Below are 16,025 nucleotides of genomic sequence, written 5' to 3' on the forward strand. Positions count from 1 at the left end.
TTGCACAACTTTTGCGGGTGTTGCGCCGCGCCAAAGGGGGCCGTTCGTTCGTTTAGCAACTGTTTATCTTTTAGAAACAATGCTGCGTATGCCGACGATTGTTAACGAACAGGGAACTAATGCACGCATAGGTTGTGTGGATATGATGTGGATAAATTGTGGATAACGGGGCCCGAGACCTCTCCACACAGACAGCGAGGACAAACCAGACCATGTGCCAGATTGACAGAACACCTCCCGTGCTCGCGGGGCTTCCCGGCTGGGTGCCGGATGCTGCTGTGCACTATCTGGCCCATACCGAGGCGGGCCTGCCCATTCGGGAACTGGCCCGCAAGTCAGGATGTCACGCGTCAACTGTGCTGCGTCAGATACGCAGGTTCGAAACGCGCCGCGATGATCCGCTAATTGATGCGGTTCTGCGCAAACTGGGCGCATCTGTGGTTCGAAAAGGGTCGTCGGCTGGACCTGAACAACAGAAGGAAGACGATCCGATGCAATTTGCGATCAAGGATCATGGCCCCGACACATCCACTTTGACGCGAGATGCGCGTCGCGTTCTGCGCCGCCTGTGCGAGACCGGTGCGGTGCTGGCTGTTGCGGTCGATATGGAAAAGGCGGTGGTGGTGCGCGATGGCGTGTCCGGCACCAGCACCCGCACCGCCGTGGTGGACCGTAAGGTGGCCGAGGCGATGGCCCTTCAGGACTGGATCAGCGCCGAAACCTCGGGGCGGATCACGCGATACCGGATTACGGCAGCGGGGCGCACGGCCCTTGGCGACATGATGGCCGGAGAGGAGAAGGGCGCACGCGGTATGGCCGAAGCCCCCGCCGCCTTTGGTGACCAGCACCGCGTCTGGGGCGAACGCACTGTGCGCGACAACGAGACGGGGCAGCCGCGCAAAGTACGCTATAACCTCGCGGAATCGCCGCTGACTGCTCTTGCGCGCCGGCGCGACAAGGATGGTGCGGTGTTCCTGACCGACGATCTGGTCAGCGCGGGCGAGCGATTGCGCGAGGATTTCGAACTGGCCCAGATGGGACCGCGTGTCGCGCAGAACTGGGACCGGTTCCTGACCGCCGGTGGGCGTGGCGGGTTCAACAAGGACAGCGGCGTGGGCAATGGCCCCGAACGCGCCCGCGCCCGTGTGGCGGACGCGCTCAAAGACCTTGGGCCCGGTCTGTCGGACGTGGTGCTGCGGTGTTGCTGTTACCTTGAGGGGCTTGAGTCAGCCGAAAAGCGGCTGGGCTGGTCGGCGCGGTCGGGCAAGATCGTGCTGCGCATCGCATTGATGCGTCTGAAGCAACATTATGACGAGACAACGGGACCGGGGGGCGGGCTCATCGGCTGAACCTTTCCGGTTGCGATGAAATGGCGCTGCGGTCCCTCCCTCGCGGCGCCATTTTTGTATGTGGCGAATGGGGCGAGGGCTTTTATGAGGGGGCGCTGCCCCCGTCCTTCGGACTCCCCCGCAGTATTTATGGCCAAAAGAAGGGTGTGCGGCGCATAGCTGCCTTGCGTCCCATGGTGTTCATTGTGCATCTGCTTATGTTACGGTGAACATGAAGCGAATTTATTTGGCAGGCCCCCATGCGTGATCTGAAAATTCCCGAGCAGCGCCATCCCGAAAAGGCGCGTCGTCCGGACAGCCCCCAGCCGAAGAAACCGGACTGGATTCGGGTCAAGGCACCGGGTGGTGACGGCTATAACGAGACGGCGCGAATCATGCGCGAGAACAAGCTGGTCACAGTGTGCGAAGAGGCCGGTTGCCCCAATGTCGGTGAATGCTGGTCGCAGGGCCATGCGACGATGATGATCATGGGCGAGGTTTGTACCCGCGCCTGTACCTTCTGCAACATCGCCACCGGCAAACCGCCCGAGGATCTGGATGCGTTCGAACCGGGGCGGGTGGCCCATGCGGTCGAAAAGCTGGGGCTGAACCATGTGGTTGTGACCTCAGTGGACCGCGATGATGTGAGCGATGGCGGGGCAGAGCATTTTGCCCAGACGATCCGCGCCATCCGTCACCGTAGCCCGAACACCACGATTGAAATCCTGACGCCGGACTTTATCCGCTGTGATCCGTCGGTTCTGGAAGTGGTGGTTGAGGCGCGCCCCGACGTGTTCAACCACAACCTTGAGACCGTGCCGGGCCTGTATCCCGAGGTGCGCCCCGGTGCGCGCTATTTCCACAGTCTGCGCCTGTTGCAGCGGGTGAAAGAGCTGGACCCGACCATGTTCACCAAATCCGGCATCATGGTCGGCTTGGGCGAGGACCGTCAGGCGGTCATTCAGGTGATGGAAGACATGCGCGCCGCCGATATCGATTTCCTGACCATCGGCCAATATTTGCAGCCCACCCCCAAGCACCACCGCGTCGACCGTTTTGTGCATCCCGACGAGTTCGCCTCTTATGAGAAGGCGGCCTATGGCAAGGGGTTCCTCATGGTGTCGGCCACGCCGCTGACGCGGTCGTCCTATCATGCGGGCGACGATTTTGCCCGTTTGCAGGCCGCGCGCATGGCGAAGTTGAGCCGCGCCTAAGGGCTTGGAACAGCAGGCAGTGCCTTGATGTAGGCGGCGATCGCCTCGCGGTCCTCGACTGGCAATTGCGCGAGGTTTTCGACCACTTCGGCCATGGAGCCGCCCGCCGTGTCATATTCGGGGGTGAAGCCCGAGGTGAAATATTCCACGAGGTCCGCGTCGCTCCAGTCCAGTTCGGCGGGGGTAATATTGGGGATTTGCCCCTTGCCCGACGGGTTCGGTGCGCCTGCCATCCATCTGTCGCGCTGCAAACCACCGAGCGCATTGCGCGGCGTGTGGCATTCAGCGCAATGCGCCAGCCCTTCGACAAGGTAGCGGCCGCGTTCCATCACCGCATCTTCGGCGGGTTGCGCGTAGTCCTGCCGCACGAAGGCCAGTTTCCACAGGCCGAGGCCGCGGCGGATGTTGAAAGGAAAGCCGACATCATGGGCGCGGCTTGCCTGATCGCTGGGCGGCAGCGTTTGCATATAGGCGTGCAGGTCCAGCAGGTCGGTTTGCGTCATGTGCTGGTAGGCGGCGTAGGGGAAAGCGGGATAGTCGTGTTGACCGTTGGGCGACACGCCTTTCGTAACGGCGCGGGCGAATTCCGCGACCTCCCAACCGCCGATGCCGTGGGTCGGGTCGGGCGAGATGTTGGGGGCGTAGAACGTGCCGAAATCGCTGGCGAACGGTTTGCCCCCCGACAGGACGGGCAGGTCGTCACCTGCGGCGTCTGGTGCCACATGGCAGGACGCGCAGCCAGCAGCGGCAAAGACAAGCGCGCCCGCCGCCGGATCAGGCGTATGGGTGCCGCCAATACCGTCGATCAGCGGGGCAGGTTGGGTCAGGTACCAAAACAGCGCGGCGGCGGGGATGACCAGCGCCGCGCCTATCCTCAGGATACGCCGCATGGGGGTTTAGTTCTTTGGCCCGCGATAGGCTTTGTGGCAATCGCCGCAGGCCTTGCCCACATCGCCCATTGCGGTACGCAGACTGTCGAGATCCGTGCCCGCCGCTGCGACCAAAGCCTCGGCTGCGGTTTCTAGCGCCATGGCTTTTTCCTCGAACCCGTCGGTGTCCAGCCAGATTTCGGCCTTGGCACGCGACCCTTCGACCGCGCCCTGTTCGGACCCTTCAAGCCAGAGCACCAAACGTTCCATCGATGCCGCTGCCGACAGGTTTTCCGCTGCCGCCGAGGCGGTTGCCGCGTCATATTCCGTTTCACCCTTGGCCATGCTGCCCAAGATTCCGGTGTGATAGCCGAGCAGACCCATCTGCGCATGGCGCGCATCGACCGAGGCCGAAAGGGCCGCGCTGTGCCCGTCCGCAAAAGCTGTTGCGGCGAGGGTGGCGGCGGTGAGGCTGGAAAGAACGAGACCTGTAAGGCGCATGAACTGAAACTCCTGAAAACTCCGGTGCGACAAAGCGTAGCATCATCCCGCAGCCCCAGATATCACAATTTAGACATCAGCCCGCGTCGGTGAACCGGACCTTGCCGATATAGGGCAGGTTACGGTTGCGTTGGGCAAAGTCGATGCCATAGCCGACGACAAATTCGTCCGGAATTTCAAACCCCGTCCAGTCGGCGCGTACATCCACCTCGCGGCGGGTGGGTTTGTCGAGCAGCGCGATGGTGCGCAGCTTGGCAGGACCGCGACCTGTCAGCAGGCGGATGACGTGGTGCATGGTGTGGCCTGTGTCGATAATATCCTCGACCACCAGCACATCGCGCCCTTCGATAGCGCCGCGCAGATCTTTGAGGATACGCACCTCGCGGCTGCTTTCCATGCCGTCGCCGTAAGAGGACGCTTCGAGGAAGTCGACCTCGATCGGGAGGTCCAGTTCGCGCACCAGATCGGCAATAAAGACGAAAGAGCCGCGCAACAGGCCGACCACGACCAGTTTGTTGGTGCCGGAAAATTCGGCCTGAATTTCACCGCAAAGCGTTTCGATCCGCGCTGCGATCGCCTTGGCGGAAATCATCCGGTCTATGACATATGGCCGCTGTGACATGGTGATCCCCTTGATTTCACATCCCGTTCGCGACACATCCCTGTGGGAAACCTGTCACGCGAGGCCCTGTCTAACCCGATGCCCACACATTCCGAAACCCGCTTCCTGCCTTATTCGCCCGAACAGATGTACGCGCTGGTGGCAGATGTGCCGTCTTATCCCGAATTCCTGCCTTGGTGTTCGGCGGCGCGGGTGCGCAGTGTGACGCCAAAGGGCGAGTCAGAGGTGATGGAGGCCGATCTGGTGATCAGCTTCAAAGTGTTCCGCGAACGGTTCGGCAGTCGCGTGGTGCTGTGGCCCAAGGCACACAAGATCGACACCGAATATCTGGACGGGCCGTTCCGCTACATGAAGTCGAACTGGGCGTTTTCCCCTGCCGAGGGCGGGTGCGAAGTGCAGTTCTTTGTGGATTTCGAGTTCAAGAACGCGATTTTGCAGGGCATCATCGGGGTGGTGTTCAACGAGGCGATGCAGCGCATCGTGCGTGCGTTCGAGCGTCGGGCGGCGGCGCTTTACGGTTAGGGCTGCGGCGGGGGGCTGATCGGCCCTCCGGGGGGGATTTTTTTGGAACAGAGAAGGGGGGCGGCTCGCTCCATTGGGGTGAGGTGTTCTATGTAGAAAAGCCCGCGCGCTGGTAGGCGCACGGGCTTCGGTTGTGGTGACAGGGTGCAGCGTTCAGCTGGTGATGTCGTAGGCGCGTTCGCCGTGGACGGCGAGGTCAAGGCCGGTTTGTTCGACCTCTTCATCGACGCGCAGTGGTGTGACGAGGCGCACGAGGAATACCAGCGCGACCGAGATCACCACCGTGTAGATGCCCACGATGGCCAGTGCGCCCAGTTGTGCGGCCCAAGTGCCTGCGCCGAACAGCGCGATCATGAGCGTGCCGAAGATGCCGCCTACCCCGTGCACGGCAAAGACGTCCAGCGTGTCGTCGATCTTGCACAGGTTGCGGATCACGGTCACTGCCTCTTGGCACAGGACGCCCGCGACACAGCCGATGATCAGCGCCTCGACCGGACCGACAAAGCCCGAGGCAGGGGTGATGGAGGCCAGACCGGCGATGGTGCCGGTGACTAGGCCGACGAGGCTGGACTTGCCGAACTTGATCCGTTCCCACAGCGCCCATGTGAGCGAGGCGGCAGCGGCCGAGATATGCGTGACGGTCAGCGCCATGGCAGCGCCACCATCGGCGGCCAGTTGCGAGCCGCCATTAAAGCCGAACCAGCCGACCCAGAGCAGAGCCGCGCCCATCATCACCATGCCGGGATTATGCGGCGGTGTTGTGTGGTTCTTGCGCTGGCCAAGGAAGATCGCCAGCACCAGCGCGGCAAGGCCCGCCGTTTCGTGCACCACGATCCCGCCTGCAAAGTCGCGCACGCCGGTGTCGCCAAAGATGCCGCCATCGGACAGCATGCCGCCGCCCCAGATCCAGTGCACCACAGGCGCATAGCACAAAAGCATCCACAGGCCCGAGAACAACAACACGAAGCCAAAGCCGATCCGTTCCACGTAGGCACCCACGATCAGCGCAGGCGTGATGATGGCGAATGTCATCTGGAAGGCAAAGAACAGGATTTCGGGCAAGGTGCCTGCCAGACTGTCCGCTGTGACGCCATTCAGGAACAGTTTGTCCAGACCGCCCCAATAGCCGCTGTCACCGCCGCCAAAGGCGATGGAATACCCTACGGCGAACCACAGGATGCTCATCAAACAGGCAATGGCATAGCAATGCATGAAGACGCTGAGCACGTTGCGTGCGCGCACAAGCCCGCCGTAAAAAAGTGCAAGGCCCGGCAATGTCATCATCAGCACCAGTGCGGTTGCCACGATGATCCAGGCTGTATCGGCTCCGTTCATAATCCCCTCCGAGTTTTTGGTTCCGGCGGCTGTGAGGCAGGCGACGTGCAAAAAAAAGAGGCAAGCGGGGATTTGGACGCTGTATCGTTGGGCAAAACGCAAAGTGGCGCGAAAATGGGCGAAATACAGCGGGCGTTGGTTAATATTTACGCGCTTGTGGAATCGGTATTGCGCAGGCGATCCAGCAGCATAACGAGCGCGTGATCGCGGGCGGCGGTGCGGACCTTGTCGCGGCCCAATGCGCCGAATTCGACGGTTTCGCTGCGCGTTTCATGTGCGTCTGCCACGGCAAAGCACACGCGCCCTTCGGGTTTGAATTCGGACCCGCCTGGCCCTGCGATGCCGGTGATAGCGACGCTTAGGTTGACCGGCGCATGGGCCCGCGCACCTGCCGCCATCTGTTGGGCCACTTCCTCGCTTACCGCGCCGTGGGCGTCGAGGGTAGCTTGGGACACGCCCAACATCTCGACCTTGGCGCGGTTGGTGTAGGTGACAAAGCCGCGTTCGAACACGGCGGACGATCCGGCAATATCCGTGAGGGCAGCGGCGACCATACCGCCTGTGCAGCTTTCGGCAGTGGCGATCAGGGTGCCGGATTTCTTTGCGGCCTCAAGGACTTCTGCGGCGAGGGTCATGCCATCAGAACCCCGTGCGCAAAGGCGGCCAGTGCCAGAACGCCAATGGCGGCAAATACGCCCGCGATCACATCATCCAGCATCACGCCTAGCGCATCACCGCGCCGGTCGGCCCAACACACCAGCCAAGGCTTCCAGATATCGAACAGGCGGAACAGCACAAATGCCGCCACCCATCCGGGCCAGAGGGCGATGATGTCGAGCCCGCGTTCCCATGCGGCAAAGCTGAGCGGGGCGAGGGCGATCCACTGGCCTGCCACCTCGTCCACGACAATCTCGGACGGGTCGTGATCGGTCTGGCCGCGGGTCATTTCAGCCGTCGCCCACCAGCCTGCGGCAAAGACGGCGAGGGTGGCGATAGCGAACAGGGGAAAGCCACCCAACGAATGCAACACCCACGCGAGGGGCAGGGCGACCGCCGATCCCCATGTGCCCGGTGCGGGGCGCAAATGGCCCACGCCGCAGACCGTTCCGATCAGACGCGCGATCATGTCCGCACCAGCGCGGCGGTGGCGATGCTCGCGATGCCTTCGCCGCGTCCGGTAAAGCCGAGCCGTTCGGACGTGGTCGCCTTGATCGACACGCGGTCGGGGTCCAGCCCCGTGATCTCGGCCATGCGGGCGCGCATGGCGCTGGCATGGGGGCCGACCTTGGGAAATTCGCAGATCAGCGTGCAGTCGATGTTGGTTATGGCAAAACCCATCTCGCGCGCCAGTTTGACCGCATGGGTCAGGAAGATATGGCTTGGCGCCCCCTTCCACTGCGGGTCGGAGGGCGGGAAATGCTGGCCGATATCACCACGCGCCAGCGCGCCATAAATGGCGTCCGTCACCGCATGCATGCCCACATCGGCGTCGGAATGGCCCTTGAGCCCCTGATCGTGCGGCACATCCACCCCGCACAAGGTCACGTGCGACCCGTCGGTAAAGGCGTGCACGTCGAACCCGTTTCCCAGCCTGATATCCATCGCTATTGTCCTTCGCGTTGCCGCATGATCCGTTCGGCCCGTGCAAAATCCTCGGGCAGTGTGATTTTCAGATTGTCTTCGTCGCCGGCCACAATTGCAACATCAAGGCCGTGCGCACGCGCCACTTCCACATCATCGGCAGCGCCGCCCTGATGGGCGGCATGGGCGGCGCCGATCGCGTCCAGATGGAACCCTTGCGGGGTCTGGGCGCGGTACAGGCCGGTGCGGTCCTGCGTGCCGGTGACGTGGCCCTCGGCCCCTGTCCAGAGCGCGTCCGTGACGGCCAAAGCAGGGGCGGCACCGGCGTCGGTATCAAGTGCTGCGATCACGGCAGAGATCAGGCGCGCGGTCACCAGTGGCCGCGCCACGTCATGGATCAGCACCGTGTCGGCATCGTGTACCGCGTCCAGCCCTTGCCGGACCGAGGCGGCGCGGTCCGCGCCCCCTGTCACCAGCGTGATATCGTGCCCCACCAGTGCCTCGGCACGGTGCAGGTCGTCGGCGTGCAGCACCAATACGATCTGGTCGACTTCGGGATGGGATTGAAAGGCCGCAACCGTGTGCGCCAGCACGGGTTGGCCCGCCAGCATCTGCCACTGTTTGGGCATATCGCCCCCTGCGCGCAGGCCGCGTCCTGCGGCAACGATGACGGCTGCGGTGGTGCTCATGTCATGGACCCTGAAAACATGGGCGAACCTCTAGGCAATTGGCAAAGCCCTGTCCATGCCCTGCGAGAATGCCTATTTTTTGGGCATATGCGCTAACGCGCGGCATTGAATGGCTTTCGGCGCATTGAGAAAGCCCCTCCACTGGGGTAGCCCAAGAGCATCGCACAAGGATTAAGCACCCCTCATGGCCAATGGCCCACTTGATATGACACCGCCCGTGATGCTCGCCCCGATGGCTGGCATCACCGACTTGCCGTTCCGCAATCTTGTGGCGCGTTTTGGCGCGGGCATGGTCGTGTCTGAAATGGTGGCAAGCCATGACATGCTGAACGCCCGCCCCGGTAGCCGTGAAAAGGCCGAACTGGGTTTGGGCGCGCAAGGCACCGCCGTGCAGCTGGCGGGCCGCGAGGCCGCGCCGATGGCCGAAGCCGCCAAGATGGTCGCAGGGCAGGGTGCGCAGGTGATCGACATCAACATGGGCTGTCCGGCCAAAAAGGTCACACAGGGCTATTCCGGTTCGGCGCTGATGCGCGACCCCGATCATGCGCTGACGCTGATCGAGGCTGTCGTGCGGGCCGTGGACATCCCCGTGACGCTCAAGACGCGGCTGGGATGGGATGACGCGATGATGAACGCGCCCGAAATCGCCGCACGGGCCGAGAACGCAGGCATTCGCCAGATCGTCATTCACGGGCGCACGCGCTGCCAGTTCTATAAGGGGCAGGCGGATTGGGCGGCGATCCGCGCGGTGAAAGAGGCGGTGGATATTCCGGTGATCGCCAATGGCGACATTGTGGATGCCGAAAGCGCGGCACAGGCGCTGAAGCTGTCGCAAGCGGATGGCGTGATGATCGGGCGCGGTGCGCAGGGGCGGCCTTGGGTGTTGGCGCAGGTGGCGCATGCCCTTTACGGCACGCCCGCCCCCGATGTGCCCGAGGGGCAGGATTTCGTCGAGATGGTGATGGGCCACTACATGGATATGCTGGAATTTTACGGGGATGTTCTGGGGCTGCGCGTGGCGCGCAAGCATCTGGGCTGGTTCATGGACACGGCGGGCACCGCGCCTGCCGCGCGCCGTGCGGTCCTGACCGCGAAAAGCCCCGAACAGGTGATGAAACTGCTGCCCGCCGCGCTGAGCCCCGATGATGCGGAGGCCGCGGCATGAGCGAACACGGCGATCTTTGGGCCTCGCTGCCGGTGCCTGCCATTGTGATCGGGCCGGATGACCGGATCGTGGACATCAACTCGGCTGCCGAAGGCTTCTTTAACGCGTCGGCCAAAACCATGTGCGGCCTGCCGCTGTGGGACCAGTTGGCCGTGGACGCCCCGCTGGAAGACAGCCTTGCCCGCGCCCGCAAGAACGGCACGCCGCTGTTTGTGAATGACGTGGATGTGGGCAACGGGTTCCGCGCGCCGCTGCAATGTGCCTTGCAGGTGGCCCCCTTGGTCGGGGCCGAAGATCACATGCTGCTCATGATCTCGCCCCGCGAACTGGCAGGGCGCATGACGCAAAGCCATTCGGTGAAGTCCGCCGCCAAATCCGCCATCGGCATGGCCGAGATGCTGGCCCACGAGATCAAGAACCCGCTGGCGGGCATCACCGGTGCGGCGCAACTGTTGTCGATGAACCTGTCGCAGGACGATCTGGAACTCACGGACCTGATCGTGGGCGAATCCCGCCGCATCGTGAAACTGCTTGAGCAGGTCGAACAGTTCGGCAACCTGTCGCCGCCCGATCTGCGCCCCGTCAATATCCATGACGTGCTGGACCGCGCACGGCGCTCGGCGCTGCTGGGCTTTGGCGCGCATATGACCATTGTCGAGGATTACGATCCCTCGTTGCCGGTGGCCTATGGCGATCCCGACCAGCTGTTGCAGGTGGTGTTGAACCTTCTCAAGAACGCGTCAGAAGCGGCTGGGGAAAGCGGCAACATCCGTCTGCACAGCTATTTCGAACATTCGTTCCGCCTGCGCCGTGCAGACGGGTCGGGCCAGTCGCTGCCGCTCCAGATCGAGATTATCGACGACGGCCCCGGCCTGCCTGAAAACATCGCGGCGGACATTTTCGACCCCTTCGTATCGGGCAAGGAAAACGGCACCGGACTGGGCCTCGCGCTCGTCTCCAAGATCATTTCGGACCACAACGGCTGGATTTCCGTCACGTCCGTTCCGGGGCGGACGGTGTTCCGCCTGTCCTTGCCCCGCGCCCCCAAACCTCTCGACGATCCACAAAAGGAATAGCACATGGACGGCACCGTACTTGTCGCAGATGACGACCGCACAATCCGCACGGTCCTGACCCAGGCCCTGACACGGGCAGGATGCAAGGTGCACGCGACATCCTCGCTGACCACGCTGATGCGGTGGGTGGCCGAGGGCAAAGGCGACGTGGTCATCTCGGATGTGATGATGCCCGATGGCAATGGTCTGGAAATGCTGCCAAAGATCAGCGCCGACCGCCCCGGCCTGCCGGTGATCGTGATCTCGGCGCAGAATACCATCATGACGGCGATTCAGGCCGCCGAGGCCGAGGCCTATGATTACCTGCCCAAACCGTTCGATCTGCCGGACCTGATGAAGCGGACGGCCAAGGCGCTGCAACTCAAGGCGCACAGCCCCGCTCGCCAGACCGAGGATGAGCGTCCCGACGAGTTGCCTTTGGTGGGGCGCACGGCAGTGATGCAGTCGCTGTATCGTGTGGTTGCGCGGGTCATGAATACCGATCTGCCAGTGCTGATCTGGGGTGAAAGCGGTACCGGCAAGTCCCTGATTGCCAAGGCGATTCACGACTTTTCCGACCGCCGGTCGCTGCCGTTTGTGACGGCCACGGCGGCGGATCTGCAAGACCTCGAAGGACCGGCGCGGGTGATGGCGCGGGTCAAGGGCGGCACCTTGCTGATCGACGAAATCGGCGACATTCCCGAAGAATTGCAGGCCCGCATCGTGCGGATGATGGACACACCAGGCGAATATGCGGCCCGTTTCCTTGCCACCAGCCAGACCGACCTTACGGCGGCGATGGAGGCGGGCAAGGTGCGCAAGGATTTGTATTATCGCCTGTCGGGCGCGACGCTGAACGTGCCTGCCTTGCGTGAACGGGTGGACGACATCCCGCTGCTGGCCGAACATTTCCTGCTGCGCGGGGAAAAGTCGGGGCAGGCGCCGCGCGTGCTGTCCGATGACGCTGCCGAGATTTTCCGCACCTATAGCTGGCCGGGCAACGTGCGCCAGCTTGAGAACGCGGTACGCCGCTTGGGCCTGACCAGCCGCGCGATGGAGATCACTGCCGCCGAAGTGGAACAGGTGTTGGGCAGCCAGCCCGAACTGGAACCGATCCGCAGCGCGGGCGACACCGAAAAGCTGGGCGCGAGCGTGGCACGTCACCTCAAACGCTACTTCGATCTGCACGGCAACATGCTGCCGCCAGAGGGGCTGTACCAGCGTATCCTGCGCGAGGTTGAGATACCCTTGATCGAGATTGCACTGGATGCAACGGGTGGAAATCAGGCCAAATGCGCCGACCTGCTGGGCATCAACCGCAATACGCTGCGCAAGAAAATAACCGAACTCGATATAGAGGTGACACGCCGCCGCAAATTGATGTAATACTGCCACACAACCCGTGGCATCTGCGTCGCACCGATGCAGAGGATCACCGGATTTAGCGGTATAGGCACTTTGTGCCACATCATCGAGGTTATGCCACGTGGCATTGGGGACACGCACCAACTGGTGGCTGGCGTTGGGGCATTCGCGCCGTCGCAAACGCTTGCGCAATGCGGCGACATTGGGTCTGGTCGTGTTGGGGCCGGTTCTTGCGCTGCTGACTTTCCTTGTCATGGGGCCGCTGGATCAGGGGTCCAGCGCGCTGTCCCTGCGCCTGATCCTGCTGACCGACCTTGTCTACGTGCTGGTGGTGGCGGGGCTGGTCCTGTCCCAGATCGGACGTCTGATTGTGGCACGCCGCGCCAAATCCGCCGGATCGCGTCTGCACCTGCGTCTGACGGGGGTGTTCGCGCTACTGGCGCTGATCCCGACGGTGACGGTGGCGATCTTTGCGGGCCTGACGGTGAATATCGGCCTTGAGGGGTGGTTTTCGGACCGTGTCAGCCGCGTGGTCGGTGCATCGCTGGCGGCGGCGCAAGCCTACGAATCCGAACAGCGCGAAGACCTGATTGTCGATGCGCGTGCGCTCGCCCGCTATATCGACACGGTGCGCGGTGCGCAGGTGGTGGGCGACCGCGAGGTACTGACCGAAGGGCAGGTGCAGGTCCAGCGCGGTCTGCGCGAGGCCTATCTGATCGACGGCACCGGCGCGTTGCGCGCCCGTGGCAACCGATCTTACTTGTTCGATTTCGAACGCCCAAGTGCCGACAAAATTGCCGAGGCCATCGATTCCGGCGGCATCGTGATCGAGGATTGGCCCAATAACGAATTCCGCGCCCTTGTGCCGTTGGCAAGCTATGTGGACCGCCTTTTGTATGTCAGCCGCGATGTAGATGGCGAAATCCTGTCGCTGCTGGATGAAACGCAGGAAACGGTGCGTCTGTACCAGCAATTGGAGAGCGAACGGGGCCGCGTGCTGTTCGAATTCGGGCTGCTCTATCTTGGCTTTGCGGTGATCTTGATCTTGGCGGCGATCTGGCTGGGCCTGTGGTTCGCCGAACGCCTGTCCGGCCCTGTGGGCCGTTTGACCGGTGCGGCGCAGCGGGTCGGCGCGGGCGATCTTGACGTGCAGGTGCGCGAGGAAGCGGGCAACGACGAGATTGCGATGCTCAGCCGCTACTTCAACCAGATGACCAAGCAGCTAAAGGCGCAGCGCACGACGTTGCTGGACAATACCCAACAGATCGAACGACGCGGGCGGCTGTTTGACTCGGTGCTTGGCTCTGTCACCTCGGGCGTGGTCGGGGTTGATGCCAAGGGCAAGGTGACCTTTGTGAACCGCGCCGGTGTGCGCCTGCTGGACTGGCAGGAAGATCGGGATTCGGTGCCTTTGGCCGTGGCGATCCCCGAATTTTCGGCCATGTTCGCATTGCTGCGCGCCAGCCCGTTAGAGGTCGCGCAGGAAGAGGTAAAGGTGACGCGCGGCGGGCGGCTTGAGAACCTGCTTGTGCGGATGGCCAAGCGGCGGCGCGAGGACGGGCGGCTTGAAGGCTATGTTGTGGCCTTTGACGACGTGACCGATCTGGTCAGTGCACAGCGGATGGCGGCATGGGGCGACGTTGCCCGCCGCATCGCGCACGAGATCAAGAACCCGCTGACTCCGATCCAGCTGAGTGCGGAGCGTATCAAACGGAAATTCGGCCCCAAACTAGGCGACGACCGACCCAGCCTTGAACAGATGACCGACGTGATCGTGCGCCAGACGGGCGACCTGCGCCGGATCGTGGACGAGTTTTCCAAATTCGCGCGCATGCCCGAACCCGACCGGCAAAGCCATGATCTGGTCGCGCTGGTGCGTGATGCGGTGGTGTTACAGCAATCCGGCCAGCCCGATGTGCAGATCAAGGCCGATCTGCCGGACATGACTGTGATGGCGGATGTGGATGCGACGATGATCTCGCAGGCGCTGACCAATCTGGTCAAGAACGCAGGCGAAGCCATTGAAACCCTGTACCAAAAGGGCCAAGCACCCGAAGGCCACCAGCGCCGGATCGAGGTGCGGATGGAAACCGGCCCCACAGGTGCGGTGATCACCATTTCGGACAATGGCATCGGTCTGCCCGAAGACCGCGCGCGCCTGTTCGAACCCTACGTGACAACACGCGACGAAGGCACCGGCCTTGGCCTGCCCATTGTCAAAAAGATCATAGAAGAACATGGGGGCACTTTGACCCTCGACGATGCGGCCCCGTTTGAGGGCCAAACCCATTCCGGCGCGATGGCGGTGATTACACTGCCCGTCAACGCCTCGGTCCCTTTTGAGCAGGAGCAAGCGGTATGAGCGATATTCTGATCGTGGATGATGAGCGTGATATTCGGGAACTGATCTCGGACATTCTGGAAGACGAGGGATACGCGACACGGCTGGCGGGCAACTCGGACGAGGCGATGGCCTCGATCAATGCCGAAGCGCCCGCGCTGATGATCCTCGACATCTGGCTCAAGGACAGCCGGATGGACGGGATCGACATTCTGAAGACGGTAAAGCGCGACAATCCCGATGTGCCGGTGGTCATCATCTCGGGCCATGGGAATATCGAAATCGCCGTCGCCGCGATCCGGCAGGGGGCGTATGACTTTATCGAAAAGCCCTTTAACATCGACCAGTTGCTGGTGGTGATCCGGCGTGCGATGGAAACCTCGCGCCTGCGCCGCGAAAACCAAAGCCTGCGCCGCCCCGAAGCCGCGCAATCCAAGATGGTCGGCACTTCGGCCAGCTTTCGCGGCCTGATCTCGCAACTGGACAAGGTGACGAAATCCAACGGGCGCGTGATGCTGACCGGCCCTGCGGGCTGCGGCAAAGAGGTCGCGGCGCGTTATATTCATGCCAATTCCAACCGTGCCGACGCGCCCTTTGTCACCGTCAACTGTGCTGGGGTTGCGCCAGAGAACATGGAAGAAGTCCTGTTCGGGCGCGAGGCGGCGGATCGCGGCGTCGAACCCGGTTTGTTGGAACAGGCCCATAGCGGTGTGATCTATTTCGACGAGGTCGCGGATATGCCCATCGGCACCCAGACCAAGATCCTGCGCGTGCTGGTGGACCAACAGTTCCAGCGTGTCGGCGGCACCGACAAGGTGCGCGTCGATCTGCGGGTGATTTCCTCGACCAACCGCAACCTTGAACAGGCGATCGAGGCGGGCACCTTCCGCGAGGAACTTTATCACCGTCTGAACGTGGTGCCGATCGCGGTGCCGAGCCTTGAGGAACGGCGCGAGGATATCCCCGTGCTTGCCGCGCATTTCATCGAGGATTTCAACGCCGCCCAAGGCCTTACCAAGCGCGAGCTGAGTGAGGACGCCGCCGCGCTGTTGCAGACGATGGTCTGGCCGGGGAATGTGCGGCAGCTCAAGAACATGGTGGAACGGGTGCTGATCCTTGGCGATGGTACCGGCCCGATTGAGGCGCGCGAATTGCCCGGATCCGAAGAACCCGCAGGTAGTGACGAGGGCCGCGTGGTTCTGTCCGGCGCGCTTGCCACCCTGCCGCTGCGCGAGGCGCGCGAGGCGTTCGAACGGGAATATCTGCTGACCCAGATCAACCGCTTTGGCGGAAATATCAGCCGGACGGCCAATTTTGTCGGGATGGAACGGTCGGCCCTGCACCGCAAGCTGAAATCTCTGGGCGTTGTGACGACCTCAAAAGCGGGGGGGCGCGTGGCGCATCTGGACGAGGATGCCGACGCAGAGGCAAGCTGATC

16 protein-coding genes are annotated in these 16,025 nt (G+C 62.8%); 8 read left to right on the plus strand and 8 right to left on the minus strand.

Going from position 1 to position 16,025, the window contains the following annotated elements:
- Positions 1–212 precede the first annotated feature (212 nt).
- Entirely contained in the window at positions 213–1,349 is a 1,137-nt protein-coding gene (locus AC6GQJ_RS01365) for a DUF6456 domain-containing protein (RefSeq protein WP_500771017.1), read from the plus strand.
- Positions 1,350–1,588: 239 nt separating this feature from the next.
- Positions 1,589–2,542, plus strand: coding sequence for a lipoyl synthase (gene lipA / locus AC6GQJ_RS01370; RefSeq protein ID WP_500771020.1), 954 nt, complete (start codon positions 1,589–1,591; stop codon positions 2,540–2,542).
- On the opposite strand, the gene AC6GQJ_RS01375 is transcribed toward lipA, so the two are convergent.
- The 3 genes from AC6GQJ_RS01375 to hpt all read right to left on the minus strand — a co-directional run bounded on the left by AC6GQJ_RS01375 (position 2,539) and on the right by hpt (position 4,534).
- Positions 2,539–3,432 (minus strand): c-type cytochrome, encoded by an 894-nt coding sequence (locus tag AC6GQJ_RS01375; protein ID WP_500771022.1) that lies wholly within the window; start codon positions 3,430–3,432, stop codon positions 2,539–2,541. The two genes, lipA and AC6GQJ_RS01375, sit on opposite strands and share 4 nt — an antisense overlap.
- A 6-nt stretch (positions 3,433–3,438) precedes the next feature.
- Positions 3,439–3,912: a c-type cytochrome gene (locus AC6GQJ_RS01380; RefSeq protein ID WP_500771024.1), complete on the minus strand. Its 474-nt coding sequence runs from the start codon at positions 3,910–3,912 to the stop codon at positions 3,439–3,441.
- A 76-nt stretch (positions 3,913–3,988) separates the two neighbouring features.
- Positions 3,989–4,534, minus strand: a complete 546-nt coding sequence (gene hpt / locus AC6GQJ_RS01385; protein WP_500771026.1) for a hypoxanthine phosphoribosyltransferase — start codon at positions 4,532–4,534, stop codon at positions 3,989–3,991.
- Between the two features lie 78 nt (positions 4,535–4,612).
- Here hpt and AC6GQJ_RS01390 point away from each other — a divergent pair, with 78 nt between their 5' ends.
- Positions 4,613–5,056, plus strand: a complete 444-nt coding sequence (locus AC6GQJ_RS01390) for a type II toxin-antitoxin system RatA family toxin (protein WP_500771028.1) — start codon at positions 4,613–4,615, stop codon at positions 5,054–5,056.
- Between the two features lie 153 nt (positions 5,057–5,209).
- On the opposite strand, the gene AC6GQJ_RS01395 is transcribed toward AC6GQJ_RS01390, so the two are convergent.
- The 5 genes from AC6GQJ_RS01395 to ispD all read right to left on the minus strand — a co-directional run bounded on the left by AC6GQJ_RS01395 (position 5,210) and on the right by ispD (position 8,661).
- Positions 5,210–6,391 (minus strand): ammonium transporter, encoded by a 1,182-nt coding sequence (locus AC6GQJ_RS01395; protein ID WP_500771030.1) that lies wholly within the window; start codon positions 6,389–6,391, stop codon positions 5,210–5,212.
- A gap of 146 nt (positions 6,392–6,537) precedes the next feature.
- Positions 6,538–7,026: a CinA family protein gene (locus tag AC6GQJ_RS01400; protein ID WP_500771032.1), complete on the minus strand. Its 489-nt coding sequence runs from the start codon at positions 7,024–7,026 to the stop codon at positions 6,538–6,540.
- Positions 7,023–7,517 (minus strand): phosphatidylglycerophosphatase A family protein, encoded by a 495-nt coding sequence (locus tag AC6GQJ_RS01405; RefSeq protein WP_500771034.1) that lies wholly within the window; start codon positions 7,515–7,517, stop codon positions 7,023–7,025. Before AC6GQJ_RS01405 ends, AC6GQJ_RS01400 begins: the two co-directional genes overlap by 4 nt.
- The gene (gene ispF, locus AC6GQJ_RS01410; protein WP_500771036.1) at positions 7,514–7,993 is read right to left on the minus strand and encodes a 2-C-methyl-D-erythritol 2,4-cyclodiphosphate synthase; all 480 of its coding nucleotides are present in this window, start codon (positions 7,991–7,993) and stop codon (positions 7,514–7,516) included. Before ispF ends, AC6GQJ_RS01405 begins: the two co-directional genes overlap by 4 nt.
- Before the next feature lie 2 nt (positions 7,994–7,995).
- Positions 7,996–8,661, minus strand: a complete 666-nt coding sequence (gene ispD / locus AC6GQJ_RS01415; RefSeq protein WP_500771038.1) for a 2-C-methyl-D-erythritol 4-phosphate cytidylyltransferase — start codon at positions 8,659–8,661, stop codon at positions 7,996–7,998.
- Between the two features lie 184 nt (positions 8,662–8,845).
- Here ispD and dusB point away from each other — a divergent pair, with 184 nt between their 5' ends.
- From dusB to ntrX, 5 genes are all read left to right on the plus strand, one after another.
- Complete coding sequence (dusB, locus tag AC6GQJ_RS01420) at positions 8,846–9,826, plus strand: tRNA dihydrouridine synthase DusB (protein ID WP_500771040.1); 981 nt, start codon at positions 8,846–8,848, stop codon at positions 9,824–9,826.
- Positions 9,823–10,902 carry a two-component system sensor histidine kinase NtrB gene (locus AC6GQJ_RS01425; protein WP_500771042.1) on the plus strand — a complete coding sequence of 360 codons (1,080 nt, stop codon included), beginning with the start codon at positions 9,823–9,825 and terminating at the stop codon, positions 10,900–10,902. Before dusB ends, AC6GQJ_RS01425 begins: the two co-directional genes overlap by 4 nt.
- Positions 10,903–10,905: 3 nt before the next feature.
- Complete coding sequence (locus tag AC6GQJ_RS01430) at positions 10,906–12,267, plus strand: response regulator (RefSeq protein WP_500771044.1); 1,362 nt, start codon at positions 10,906–10,908, stop codon at positions 12,265–12,267.
- 100 nt (positions 12,268–12,367) lie between these two features.
- Positions 12,368–14,608 carry a sensor histidine kinase NtrY-like gene (locus AC6GQJ_RS01435; RefSeq protein ID WP_500771046.1) on the plus strand — a complete coding sequence of 747 codons (2,241 nt, stop codon included), beginning with the start codon at positions 12,368–12,370 and terminating at the stop codon, positions 14,606–14,608.
- On the plus strand, positions 14,605–16,023 hold the full coding sequence (ntrX, locus tag AC6GQJ_RS01440; protein WP_500771048.1) for a nitrogen assimilation response regulator NtrX: 1,419 nt from the start codon (positions 14,605–14,607) through the stop codon (positions 16,021–16,023). Before AC6GQJ_RS01435 ends, ntrX begins: the two co-directional genes overlap by 4 nt.
- Positions 16,024–16,025 lie beyond the last annotated feature (2 nt).

Source organism: Tateyamaria sp. 7Alg 36 (assembly GCF_059882455.1).